Origin of the sequence: Klebsiella sp. I138 (genome assembly GCF_051131765.1) — a bacterium.
Lineage (GTDB): Bacteria > Pseudomonadota > Gammaproteobacteria > Enterobacterales > Enterobacteriaceae > Klebsiella.
Map to the genome: position 1 here is coordinate 3,146,077 of NZ_CP180447.1, position 11,628 is coordinate 3,157,704.

The window sequence follows — 11,628 nt, forward strand, 5'->3', positions numbered from 1 at the left end:
AGAAAGAGTAAAACAATGCAGCAATTACAGAATGTTATTGAGTCCGCTTTTGAGCGTCGCGCCGACATCACGCCGGCAAATGTGGATACCGTAACCCGCGAAGCGGTTAACCAGGTGATTTCTCTACTTGATTCCGGCGCGCTGCGTGTCGCTGAAAAGATCGATGGCCAGTGGGTCACCCATCAATGGCTGAAGAAAGCGGTACTGCTCTCTTTCCGTATTAACGATAACCAGGTTATCGACGGTGCGGAAAGCCGCTACTTCGATAAAGTCCCGATGAAATTCGCTGACTATGATGAAGCGCGTTTCCAGAAAGAAGGCTTCCGCGTGGTTCCGCCAGCGGCGGTTCGCCAGGGCGCATTTATTGCCCGCAACACCGTGCTGATGCCGTCCTACGTCAACATCGGCGCCTACGTTGATGAAGGTTCCATGGTTGATACCTGGGCCACCGTCGGTTCCTGCGCGCAGATTGGTAAAAACGTGCACCTGTCCGGCGGCGTCGGCATCGGTGGCGTACTGGAGCCGCTGCAGGCCAACCCAACTATCATTGAAGACAACTGCTTCATCGGCGCACGTTCTGAAGTGGTTGAAGGCGTGATCGTTGAAGAAGGTTCCGTGATCTCCATGGGCGTGTACCTGGGCCAGAGCACCAAAATTTACGACCGCGAAACCGGCGAAGTATTCTACGGTCGCGTTCCGGCGGGCTCGGTAGTGGTTTCCGGAAACCTGCCGTCGAAAGATGGCAAGTACAGCCTGTACTGCGCCGTTATCGTGAAGAAAGTGGATGCGAAAACGCGCGGCAAGGTCGGCATTAACGAACTGCTGCGTACCATCGACTAAGCAGAATAAAAAGCGGGAGATATCCCGCTTTTTTTATATTTGAAGCTGGCGAAGATGGATCTTTTCGTTAATTATTCAAAGGTTATGATGATATCAAAGGTACCGTTATGTACGATAATCTGAAAAGTCTTGGCATTACCAATCCTGATGAAATCGATCGCTATAGCCTGCGGCAGGAAGCCAACAACGACATTCTGAAAATCTATTTTCAGAAAGACAAAGGCGAGTTCTTCGCTAAAAGCGTCAAGTTTAAATACCCGCGTCAGCGTAAGACCGTTGTCGCCGATGGCGTTGGCCAGGGGTATAAAGAAGTTCAGGAAATTAGCCCGAATCTGCGCTACGTTATCGATGAGCTGGACCAGATCTGCCAGCGCGATCGCACTGAAATCGACCTCAAACGTAAGATCCTCGACGATCTGCGTCATCTGGAAAGCGTCGTCACCCATAAGATCAGCGAAATTGAAGCCGATCTGGAAAAACTGACGCGCAATAAATAAGCTGGTTTTCGCTTCCCGGCTGGCAATGCTTTCCGGGGAGACAGCAACGACAGCCCGGATAGGGCTATATCATGCCACTATCCGGGCTATCTCCTACCTCTGCTCATCCAGCTGTAGTGAAATATAAAGCAGCAGACGATCGTCAAAATTCCCCAGGTCCAGCCCCGTCAGCTCAGCAATACGATTCAGGCGATACTCCAGCGTATTACGGTGAATAAAGAGTGCCTTTGACGTCGCCAGCGGCTGCACATTATGGCGAAACCAGGCCTGCAACGTCCGTCGCAGCAGACCATTGTTATCCATTGCCTTCAGCCGAACCAGCGGGCGGGCGAGCTCATTCGCCTGCCAGCCGCCGCGCAGGCTATCGAGCAGCACCGGTAACATTAAATCCTGATAAAAATAGCTGCGGCTCTCGGGCATACGCTGTTTGCCGACCATCATCGTGGTGCGAGCGGTACGGTAGGAACGGGCAATGCTTCCGGGGCCCGTAAAGAAGTTACCCAGCGCCACGCGAAACCGCAGTTGCCCATTTTCTTTCATCCTGGCAATGAGCTGATCGACCCTTTTACAATGGTCTTCTGCGTCCCAGCGACCAAAAGCGTTCAATGCCGGTTTGAGTACGACCATTTCAGTCAATGACACAATCGCCACCAGATTATTGCGATCGGGCGTGGTCAGGGCGGTTTGCAGCTGCTGCAGTTCAGCCATAGCGCTGTCTACCCCGAGCTGACCGCTGTCCACTTCAATCATGGCAACTACGCGAGGCTGATTCAGGTCGATACCCAACCTCTGCGCCCACTCGGTCAACGCGGGCGTATTCTCCTCAGCCTGAATCAGGTTCATGACCAGCTCTTCGCGCAGACGGCTGTCCTGAGCCAGAAGATGCATCAGCCGGGACTGCTCAAGCATCATCTCGGCGGTCATACACACCAGTTCGCCGTATTTGCGCAGCGTTTCAGGTTCGCCGGTCAGGCCGATCACCCCGACGATCTCTCCTTCCAGACGCAAAGGCAGGTTAATCCCCTGGCGCACGCCATGAAGATGACGGGCAACCGCATCGTCAATATCCACGACCCGGCCCTGCGAGAGAACCAGCAGCGCGCCTTCGTGCAATTCACCAATTCGCTCGCGATCTCCGCTGCCAATAATGCGCCCACGGGCATCCATTACGTTGATATTGGTATCGATGATGCGCATCGTGCGCGCAACGATATCCTGCGCCATGTTGGTATCAAGATGCCAGCCAGCCATGTAACCCTCCCGTAAACAGGGTTCCAGCATAGAAGAGTTGGGTAAGCGTCGCATTGTGCATATGCATAAAGCAGGGCAAAGAAGTATGGAGTTGCGGGTGGAGTCACAGAACGGTAAACACAATAAATGCAGGGGCAAAAAAAGCCCCTTCCCTCAGCGAGGAGAAGGGGCCGGTTTAGCGGTTAATGATTACTGCATCAGCAGATAGATAGTGGAATCACCACGCTGGATGTTCAGCGCCAGCACCGAAGGTTTAGCATCAAAGATTTTGCGCAGATCGGCGATATTCTTCACCGGCTGCTGGTTAGCACCTACGATGACATCACCTTTTTTGAGGCCAATTTGGGCCGCCGGGGTACCCGCCTTCACGTTATTGACCACCACGCCTTTGTCCTGACCTTTGTTGCTCATCTCCGCGCCATCAATACCGTTGAAGATGGTGCTGGAGTCAACCTGAGTCTGGTTACTCTGCTGCAGTTCGACGGTGGCATTCACCGGTTTGCCATCACGTACCAGGCCCAGCTGGACTTTGCTACCGATAGGCATTGTACCGACCTGCGCACGCAGTGCGGCGAAGCTGCTAATCGGTTTACCGTTCAGCGAGGTAATCACGTCACCGGCTTTGATACCCGCCTTCGCGGCCGCGGAGCCCGGCATAACCTGGCTGACAAAGGCGCCACGCTGCGCGTCGACCTTCATCGCTTTCGCCAGTTCCGAGTTCAGTTCCGTACCCAGAATCCCCAGCTCGCCGCGTTTCACCTGACCATACTTGACCATCTGTTCGGTCAGGTTTTTCACCATGTTACTCGGGATGGCAAAACCGATACCGATGTTGCCGCCGTCCGGTGCCAGGATCGCGGTATTAATCCCGATCAGCTCGCCGTTCAGGTTGACCAGCGCACCACCAGAGTTACCGCGGTTGATCGCCGCATCGGTCTGGATAAAGTTTTCGTAGTTTTCGACGTTCAGTCCGCTACGGCCAAGTGCAGAGACAATACCCGAGGTGACCGTTTCACCCAGGCCGAACGGGTTACCGATCGCCACGGTATAATCACCGACGCGCAGCGCATCGGAATCCGCCAGTTTAATCGCCGTCAGATCTTTCGGGTCCTGAATCTGGATCAGCGCAATATCGGAACGCGGATCTTTACCGACCACTTTCGCGTCAAACTTACGCCCGTCGCTCAGCTGTACTTTAATCGTGGTCGCATTGTCCACGACGTGGTTGTTGGTCACGACATAACCTTTAGCCGCATCGATAATGACCCCGGAACCCAGCGCCATAAATTTCTGCTGCTGGCCGCTGTCACCCGGCGCACCGCCACCCTGGCCACCGCCCTGGCAGAACGGAGAACTCTGGAACGGGGAACCATCCTGGCAGAACGGCGAGTTATCACCGAAGAACTGCTGGAAGTTACGCGGCATCCGCGGAGTGTTAACGGTCGTGCTGCCTTCAACGTTAATGCTGACAACCGACGGCATGACTTTTTCCAGCATCGGAGCCAGGCTTGGCATTTGCTGCGTACCAGAGGCCGAAGAGGACGTTTCTGCCGCGCTCGCAGAGAGCGGGGATAACGCCAGACCTAAACTCAGAGCCAGTGCACTCATTGCTAACGTGGTTTTTTTCATCATTTCTCAATCTCGATTTTAGATAACGCAAATTGCTATGTATGTGACTATCAGAGTCATTTTATCGCGCTAAGTTCCGGAATTAAGTAGCCGGGAAAAGTAAAAATTTATTGTCCGTCTTTACAAAACCTGTACTTATTCCACCGCCATCAAGCGTCGATATTCATCCCATGCATACAAATCCGTCATCCCACTGATATAGTCCTGTATCAGACGGCAGCGATAATAATATTCCATCACCGGAAATTCTTCAGCATCCCGGGAAATCTTATTAACCGCTTCAACATAGGCCAGCCTATGACGCGTAGAGAGTTTCTGGAACAAGCGCGAGGCGATGGGCAAACTTCTTACCCGGTCTTTCTCAACTAATAAGCTGAACTCGTCCAGCGATAATTTTAACAGCGGCTCATAGATATCCAGAAGACCGCTAATTACGCGATAACCTTGTAATTCCAGCTGCTCAACGTCAGGGTGACTAAACACATGTTTTATCGCGACGTTTTTATATAGCTCCAGCAACTGACTGCAATCGCTATCGTCCTCAAGCAGCGCGTGATTAAAATCACCGTCAAAGATCTTCGGTAAATTATCGATAAACCGGCGTGCCGCGTACGGCACCAGCTTATTCAGCGTGTTGACCCGCAAATACATAAAGAACTGATCTTCAGTACTCCGGCTCAGAGAATTGGCGAGTGATTTCTCCCACGCGTTTTCTACCACCTGCGAGAATAAAGATCCTTTTTCATGCTGCCCCCACGCCTCATGAAGAAGCTGATAAAGCTGCTCGACGCTGAAAATACGTTTTTCTACCGCATCTTCAAGATCGGCTACGCAATATGAGATATCGTCCGCCGCTTCCATAATCCAGGTCAGCGGAAAGCGATTGTAAGGAGCCAGCTCAAGTTCTTTACGCAACCTCGCAATATAACCTTCTTCGGCTAAATAATAACCAGGCTTCTTCATTAAATAGCTGTGGCTGACGGGGAGTTCTCCTCGCCACCAGGCCGGACGCGTATATTTCAGAATGCAGCCAACCTGTGACCAGGTCAGGTTCATGCGCATGAGCGTATGCACTAAACGAATACCCTGCGCGTTCCCCTCAAACCAGCACAGATCCTGACGAACTTTGCTCCGCAGCACGTTTAATTCAGCAGAGCCTTCCCGCAAACGGAGCGCCTCAACCGTACAGCGGTCCAGCGCCAGAGGCTCGCCGGCGGCATCGTCAGGCACGAGCCGCTGACGAAACCAGTCATTAATCGCCGCCTCACCAAAATGACCGAACGGCGGATTGCCAATGTCATGCATCAGGCAGGCCATTTCAACTACGCTCTCAAACGGCCCGGTAAGCTCGTCCAGCCCGTAGGCGTCCAGCAGACGCTGCTCCTTCAGACGACTGAGGATCTCTTTGGCTATATAGCGTCCAACCTGCTGAACTTCAAGGGAGTGGGTTAAACGGGTTCGCACCGCAGCATTACGCTCCAGCGGAAAAACCTGCGTTTTTTGCTGTAAGCGGCGTATCGCCGGCGAGTTGATAATCCGTCCGCGGTCGCTTTCAAAAATACGCAGGATCTCACGTTCCGTTTCGACCCCTTGCGGCGAGCGGTAGCGTCGACGCCAGTTAATCTTATTGCGAAAGTCAATTTTTGCCATGGCCTCTCCCGCGCGAGCAATAACGTTTCCCTTTGAGTGCATGATAGACTATGCAACTAAACCTGACACATCGCGAGTAAATCTATGAAAATCGGCATTATTGGCGCTATGGAAGAAGAAGTAACCCTTCTGCGCGACAAAATCGAAAACCGTCAGACGCTGACTCTCGGCGGGAGCGAAATTTACACCGGCCAGCTGAACGGCACCGATGTTGCCCTGTTAAAATCGGGCATTGGCAAAGTCGCGGCGGCCATGGGTGCAGCCCTGCTGCTGGAGATTTGCAAGCCGGACGTGATTATTAACACCGGCTCAGCTGGCGGCCTCGCATCGACGCTAAAAGTCGGTGATATCGTCATCTCCGACGAGACGCGCTACCACGATGCCGACGTCACCGCCTTTGGCTATGAGTATGGCCAGCTGCCGGGCTGCCCGGCAGGCTTCAAAGCCGACGATAAGCTGATTGCCGCGGCGCAAAGCTGCATCGAAGCGCTGAATTTGAACGCGGTACGCGGCCTTATCGTCAGCGGTGATGCCTTCATCAATGGCTCCGTCGGGCTGGCGAAGATCCGCCATAACTTCCCGCAGGCCGTAGCGGTCGAAATGGAAGCGACGGCGATTGCGCACGTTTGCCACAGCTTCGGCGTGCCGTTTGTGGTTGTACGCGCGATTTCCGACGTTGCGGATCAGCAGTCCCATCTGAGCTTTGATGAGTTCCTCGCTGTCGCCGCCAAACAGTCCACGCTGATGGTGGAAAACCTGGTGCAGACACTGGCACGTGGCTAAGTCGCTAAAACGGGCGCTTGGCGCCCTGCTGCTGCTTGCCCCGGCGTGGCTTTTCGCCGCGCCGCGGGTTATCACGCTCTCGCCGTCAAATACCGAACTGGCCTTTGCCGCCGGCATTACGCCGATTGGCGTCAGCAGCTATTCCGATTACCCACCGCAGGCCGCCGGCATCGAACAGGTTGCCAGCTGGCAAGGGATGAATCTGGAACGTATCGTCGCGCTGAAACCGGATCTGATTCTGGCATGGCGCGGCGGTAACGCCGAAAGGCAGGTTAACCAGCTGAGCGCGTTGGGGATCAAGGTACTGTGGGTCGATACCGCGACGATTGAAGACATTATTGCAACGCTACGCCAGCTTGCGCAGTGGAGCCCGCAGCCGGAAAAGGCCCGCGCGTCCGCGCAGCAGATGCAGGACGACTATGATGCCCTCAAAGCCCGCTACGCCCATACGCCAAAAAAACGCGTCTTTATGCAGTTTGGCGCCAACCCTCTGTTTACCAGCAGCCGTGGGTCGATTCAGGATCAGGTTCTGACGCTGTGCGGCGGTGAAAACATTTTTGCCTCCAGTCCGGTTCCCTGGCCCCAGGTGAGCCGTGAACAGGTGCTGGCGAGGCAGCCCCAGGCGATTGTTATCGCTGGCGATGACAGCAGACTCCCCGAAGTTGAACGTTACTGGCATAATCAGTTAAAAATATCCCTGATTGCAGTGCATGGCGACTGGTTTGAACGCGCAAGCCCGCGTATTATCCTTGCCGCAAAACAGCTCTGCACGGCGCTCGAACAGGTCAAATAAGCGCCGTCCTCGCAGGGTAATCATGTCATCCGGCACGAAAAACCAGCGCGTACGCCTGGCGGACGCTGAGCGGATTCAATTTGGTGAATGAAAATAGCCTAAGGAACCGGGCGCTAAACGAGAACTGACGATGCTTGTCTATTGGCTGGATATTATTGGCACCGCCGTATTTGCTATCTCGGGCGTATTGCTGGCCGGTAAACTCCGAATGGACCCTTTTGGCGTACTGGTGCTCGGTGTTGTCACCGCCGTCGGCGGTGGGACCATTCGTGATATGGCGCTCGCCAACGGCCCGGTATTTTGGGTAAAAGACCCGACCGACCTGGTCGTCGCGATGGTCACCAGCATGCTGACGATTCTGCTGGTACGCCAGCCGCGTCGGCTGCCGAAATGGATATTGCCGGTGCTTGATGCCGTTGGCCTGGCGGTATTTGTCGGCATCGGAGTGAATAAAGCGTTTCTGGCCCACAGCGGTCCACTGGTTGCTATCTGCATGGGTGTCGTCACCGGCGTCGGTGGCGGGATCATTCGCGACGTGCTGGCCCGCGAAATACCGATGATTTTACGTACGGAAATCTATGCCACGGCCTGCATTGCTGGCGGTATCGTACATGCTACGGCCTATGACACGTTTCATGTTTCGCTGCAGAATTCGGCAATGCTGGGAATGGTCGTCACGCTGATGATTCGCCTTGCGGCAATCCGTTGGCACCTGAAGCTGCCGACGTTTGCTCTCGATGAGAGCGGACGGTAAAAAGAGAGGAATCGACCCCGACAGAGAACGTCTGCCGGGGCGAGAATCAGGCGCGGGAATCAGACGCTGAATGAAGACCCGCAGCCGCAGGTGCTTTTCGCATTCGGGTTGGTCACGATAAAACGCGAACCTTCCAGACCTTCAGTGTAATCGACGGCACCGCCGACCAGATACTGCAGGCTCATCGGATCGACCACCAGGCCTACGCCCTGTTTTTCGATGGTCATATCGCCTTCGTTAACCTGATCGTCAAAGGTGAAGCCGTACTGGAAACCACTGCAACCACCACCGGTGATATACACACGCAGCTTCAGATTTGGATTATCTTCATCTGCAATCAGGAATTTTACTTTTTTGGCTGCAGCTTCAGTAAACTCCAGCGGCAACGCTACGTCATCACTCATTTTATGCTCCCGTTGATACTTCTGGCCGGTTAAAGAATAACCCGACCTTTTGAGCCATTATCTAATACCCTGGTAAATCGTTCAAGTATTCTCCCCCGCAACCTGCTGCGCTTTTGCCGCCTGTTCTGCGGCCTGTTTCGCCAGCGTGCGCTCAAGAATAGTTGAATACAAAGGCTTACCACCAAGGAATTGCGCCAGTAGTGTTGCGCCAAGGCAGGTAATAATCATTGGCAAAATGAGCTGATAGTTATCGGTCATCTCCAGCACCAGCACAATTCCGGTCAGCGGTGCACGAATTGACGCCGCCAGCAGCGCCCCCATTCCGGCAATCGCAAAGGTCCCGGCATCCAGATGATAGGCGGGCAGCATCGGCGTTACTGCCATCCCAAAAGCGGTTCCCAGCAGGGTACCCAGGGCCAGCATCGGTGCAAAAATACCGCCAGGTGCCCCGGAGGAGAAGCAGAGTAAGGTGGTAATTACACGCGTAATAAAGATAAACAACAGCAGGCCAACGGAAAAGTTACCCGCAGCGGCAATCGGAATCAGGTTAAAGCCGCCGCCCGCTGCGGCCGGTTGAATCAGCCCAAGAACGCCGCAAAGCCCGCCGATTAACCCGCCAATCAGCACCCATTTCTTCGTATTGCCGCCATGAATACGCTGGAACATATCCTGGGTACGCAGCACCAGGCTATTAAACAACGGGCCAACGCAGCCAAAAATCATCCCCAGAATCAAATACAGCCACAGCGTATTTACCGGCGCATTGCTTAATTTTCCGACTTCAATAATGGCCGATTCACCATTAAAGATACGAAACACGATGCTCGACATAATCACGCCGGTAAAGACGGCCTTAATCGAAATCAGGTTATAGCGAAACTGCGGGCGCATCTCTTCGATAATGAACAAGATCCCTGCCAGCGGTGCGTTAAATGCCGCAGAGAGGCCCGCCGCCGCACCGGTGGCCAGCAGCGTATGGCGCGCTTCAGGGCTGCGCATGCGGAAGATATCCAGCACCATGCGCCCGACGTTGCCACCGAGCTGCACCGTCGGCCCTTCACGGCCCAGCACCATACCGGCGCCCAGCGTTCCCATCCCGCCGATAAATTTTACCGGCAGCACTCGCCACCAGCGGACCGGGCGCAGCTCTTCCAGCGCCCCTTCGATCTCCGGAATGCCAGACCCCCCTGCCTCCGGCGCGAATCGCCGCACCAAAAAATAGCCCACCATCGCCAGCAGAGCGGAAAAAATAAAGGCCAGCGGCCAAATCAGGAACCAGTGATCCGCCACCTGCACCAGCGTACCGATGCGCATGTTCTGCACCCAGTTAACGCTCTTTTCAAAGGCGACCCCCACCAGCCCAGCCAGCGTGCCAACAACGGCGGCCATCAGCAGAACCGCCAGCGGTGTTTTGTCACGCTGAACTAATCGACGTACCACATCGCCACGACGCAAGCGCACGATTTGTTTTGCTTCAAAAGTAGAGGCTTCTGTTTTCATACTCTTTTCGTCAATAGTCATACAAATACGAGGGGGGACATTTTAGCTGTCTGAACGTCCTACGTCGCGGGAAAAATACACCTACCGCGCTTTGTTTCAATTGGGCAAAACTTTCATAACTATCCTGGAATAACTTAGAATAACCAGCAAAACATTTATCACGAACCAGGATCATGGCAATGAGCAAATCTGAAACACTCTACAGCGCCGCACGTGAACTTATCCCCGGCGGCGTGAACTCGCCGGTACGCGCCTTTAGCGGCGTGGGCGGTACGCCGCTGTTTATCGAACGCGCCGATGGCGCCAGACTGTACGATGTCGACGGTAAAGCGTATATCGATTATGTCGGCTCCTGGGGGCCAATGGTACTGGGTCATAACCACCCGGCCATTCGTAACGCGGTAATTGAAGCCGCAGAACGCGGCCTGAGTTTTGGCGCGCCGACGGAAATGGAAGTCAAAATGGCGGCGCTGGTGACTGAACTGGTCCCGACCATGGATATGGTGCGGATGGTGAACTCCGGCACCGAAGCAACGATGAGCGCGATTCGTCTGGCTCGTGGCTTTACCGGCCGCGATAAAATCATCAAGTTTGAGGGCTGCTATCACGGCCATGCCGACTGTCTGCTGGTGAAAGCAGGCTCCGGCGCGCTGACCCTGGGCCAGCCGAACTCACCGGGCGTACCGGCCGATTTCGCCAAACATACCCTGACCTGCACCTACAACGATCTGGATTCCGTTCGCGCCGCGTTCGAACAGTATCCGCAAGAGATTGCCTGCATTATCGTGGAGCCGGTCGCCGGCAATATGAACTGCATTCCACCTCTGCCAGCATTCCTGCCGGGCCTGCGCGCGCTGTGCGACGAGTTTGGCGCATTGCTGATTATCGATGAGGTAATGACTGGCTTCCGCGTGGCGCTGGCCGGCGCGCAGTCATACTACGACGTGGTGCCGGACCTGACCTGTCTGGGCAAAATCATCGGGGGCGGCATGCCGGTAGGCGCGTTTGGTGGTCGTCGTGATGTGATGGATGCCCTGGCGCCAACCGGCCCGGTATATCAGGCAGGGACGCTGTCCGGGAACCCGATTGCGATGGCGGCCGGTTTTGCCTGCCTGAGTGAAGTCGCGCAGCCGGGCGTCCACGAAACGCTCACGGATTTAACCAATCAGCTCTCTCAGGGGCTGCTGGATGCCGCACGCGAAGCGGGCATTCCGCTGGTGGTCAATAATGTGGGCGGTATGTTCGGCCTCTTCTTTACCGATGCCGAAACGGTGACCTGCTATCAGGATGTGTTGAAGTGTGATGTTGAACGCTTTAAACGTTTCTTCCACCTGATGCTGGACGAAGGTGTCTATCTGGCGCCATCGGCGTTTGAAGCCGGCTTTATGTCGATTGCCCACAGCCCTGATGATATCAACGATACCATCGCCGCCGCCCGCAACGCGTTCGCGAAGCTGTAATTCAATGCCGGGCAGCGCTTCGCTTGCCCGGCCTGTGTTTTTGTCGCCGGTAAGCGACGCGCCACCG

11 protein-coding genes are annotated in these 11,628 nt (G+C 54.8%); 6 read left to right on the forward strand and 5 right to left on the reverse strand.

Annotated features, from left to right (window positions below; genetic code table 11):
- Positions 1-15: 15 nt before the first annotated feature.
- Together dapD and ACMYSK_RS14710 are read left to right on the forward strand one after the other, a co-directional pair.
- Complete coding sequence (gene dapD / locus ACMYSK_RS14705) at positions 16-840, forward strand: 2,3,4,5-tetrahydropyridine-2,6-dicarboxylate N-succinyltransferase (protein WP_004872026.1); 825 nt, start codon at positions 16-18, stop codon at positions 838-840.
- Positions 841-947: 107 nt separating this feature from the next.
- Complete coding sequence (locus ACMYSK_RS14710; RefSeq protein WP_434636355.1) at positions 948-1,337, forward strand: DUF3461 family protein; 390 nt, start codon at positions 948-950, stop codon at positions 1,335-1,337.
- A gap of 93 nt (positions 1,338-1,430) precedes the next feature.
- On the opposite strand, the gene ACMYSK_RS14715 is transcribed toward ACMYSK_RS14710, so the two are convergent.
- The 3 genes from ACMYSK_RS14715 to dgt all read right to left on the reverse strand — a co-directional run bounded on the left by ACMYSK_RS14715 (position 1,431) and on the right by dgt (position 5,867).
- On the reverse strand, positions 1,431-2,588 hold the full coding sequence (locus ACMYSK_RS14715) for a CdaR family transcriptional regulator (protein WP_434636357.1): 1,158 nt from the start codon (positions 2,586-2,588) through the stop codon (positions 1,431-1,433).
- Between the two features lie 189 nt (positions 2,589-2,777).
- A complete protein-coding gene (gene degP, locus ACMYSK_RS14720) occupies positions 2,778-4,217 on the reverse strand; it encodes a serine endoprotease DegP (protein ID WP_434644133.1) in 1,440 nt (479 codons plus the stop codon).
- A gap of 135 nt (positions 4,218-4,352) precedes the next feature.
- Positions 4,353-5,867, reverse strand: coding sequence for a dGTPase (gene dgt / locus ACMYSK_RS14725; protein WP_434636359.1), 1,515 nt, complete (start codon positions 5,865-5,867; stop codon positions 4,353-4,355).
- 84 nt (positions 5,868-5,951) lie between these two features.
- Between dgt and mtnN the strand changes: the two genes are divergently transcribed.
- The 3 genes from mtnN to ACMYSK_RS14740 all read left to right on the forward strand — a co-directional run bounded on the left by mtnN (position 5,952) and on the right by ACMYSK_RS14740 (position 8,197).
- Positions 5,952-6,650, forward strand: coding sequence for a 5'-methylthioadenosine/S-adenosylhomocysteine nucleosidase (mtnN, locus tag ACMYSK_RS14730; RefSeq protein ID WP_434636361.1), 699 nt, complete (start codon positions 5,952-5,954; stop codon positions 6,648-6,650).
- Positions 6,643-7,443, forward strand: coding sequence for a vitamin B12 ABC transporter substrate-binding protein BtuF (gene btuF / locus ACMYSK_RS14735; protein WP_434636363.1), 801 nt, complete (start codon positions 6,643-6,645; stop codon positions 7,441-7,443). Before mtnN ends, btuF begins: the two co-directional genes overlap by 8 nt.
- Before the next feature lie 130 nt (positions 7,444-7,573).
- Entirely contained in the window at positions 7,574-8,197 is a 624-nt protein-coding gene (locus ACMYSK_RS14740) for a TRIC cation channel family protein (RefSeq protein WP_434636365.1), read from the forward strand.
- A 59-nt stretch (positions 8,198-8,256) separates the two neighbouring features.
- Here ACMYSK_RS14740 and erpA read toward each other — a convergent pair whose 3' ends face one another.
- Both erpA and clcA read right to left on the reverse strand, forming a co-directional pair.
- Positions 8,257-8,601: an iron-sulfur cluster insertion protein ErpA gene (gene erpA / locus ACMYSK_RS14745; protein ID WP_004858085.1), complete on the reverse strand. Its 345-nt coding sequence runs from the start codon at positions 8,599-8,601 to the stop codon at positions 8,257-8,259.
- A gap of 81 nt (positions 8,602-8,682) precedes the next feature.
- Positions 8,683-10,101 (reverse strand): H(+)/Cl(-) exchange transporter ClcA, encoded by a 1,419-nt coding sequence (gene clcA, locus ACMYSK_RS14750; protein WP_434636367.1) that lies wholly within the window; start codon positions 10,099-10,101, stop codon positions 8,683-8,685.
- A 179-nt stretch (positions 10,102-10,280) separates the two neighbouring features.
- Here clcA and hemL point away from each other — a divergent pair, with 179 nt between their 5' ends.
- Positions 10,281-11,561: a glutamate-1-semialdehyde 2,1-aminomutase gene (gene hemL / locus ACMYSK_RS14755; RefSeq protein WP_434636369.1), complete on the forward strand. Its 1,281-nt coding sequence runs from the start codon at positions 10,281-10,283 to the stop codon at positions 11,559-11,561.
- Positions 11,562-11,628 lie beyond the last annotated feature (67 nt).

Coding starts and splice junctions, on each gene's coding strand:
- dapD (WP_004872026.1), top strand. CDS start 16: ATGCAGCAATTACAGAATGTTATTGAGTCCGCTTTTGAGCGTCGCGCC.
- ACMYSK_RS14710 (WP_434636355.1), top strand. CDS start 948: ATGTACGATAATCTGAAAAGTCTTGGCATTACCAATCCTGATGAAATC.
- ACMYSK_RS14715 (WP_434636357.1), bottom strand. CDS start 2,588: ATGGCTGGCTGGCATCTTGATACCAACATGGCGCAGGATATCGTTGCG.
- degP (WP_434644133.1), bottom strand. CDS start 4,217: ATGAAAAAAACCACGTTAGCAATGAGTGCACTGGCTCTGAGTTTAGGT.
- dgt (WP_434636359.1), bottom strand. CDS start 5,867: ATGGCAAAAATTGACTTTCGCAATAAGATTAACTGGCGTCGACGCTAC.
- mtnN (WP_434636361.1), top strand. CDS start 5,952: ATGAAAATCGGCATTATTGGCGCTATGGAAGAAGAAGTAACCCTTCTG.
- ACMYSK_RS14740 (WP_434636365.1), top strand. CDS start 7,574: ATGCTTGTCTATTGGCTGGATATTATTGGCACCGCCGTATTTGCTATC.
- erpA (WP_004858085.1), bottom strand. CDS start 8,601: ATGAGTGATGACGTAGCGTTGCCGCTGGAGTTTACTGAAGCTGCAGCC.
- clcA (WP_434636367.1), bottom strand. CDS start 10,101: ATGAAAACAGAAGCCTCTACTTTTGAAGCAAAACAAATCGTGCGCTTG.
- hemL (WP_434636369.1), top strand. CDS start 10,281: ATGAGCAAATCTGAAACACTCTACAGCGCCGCACGTGAACTTATCCCC.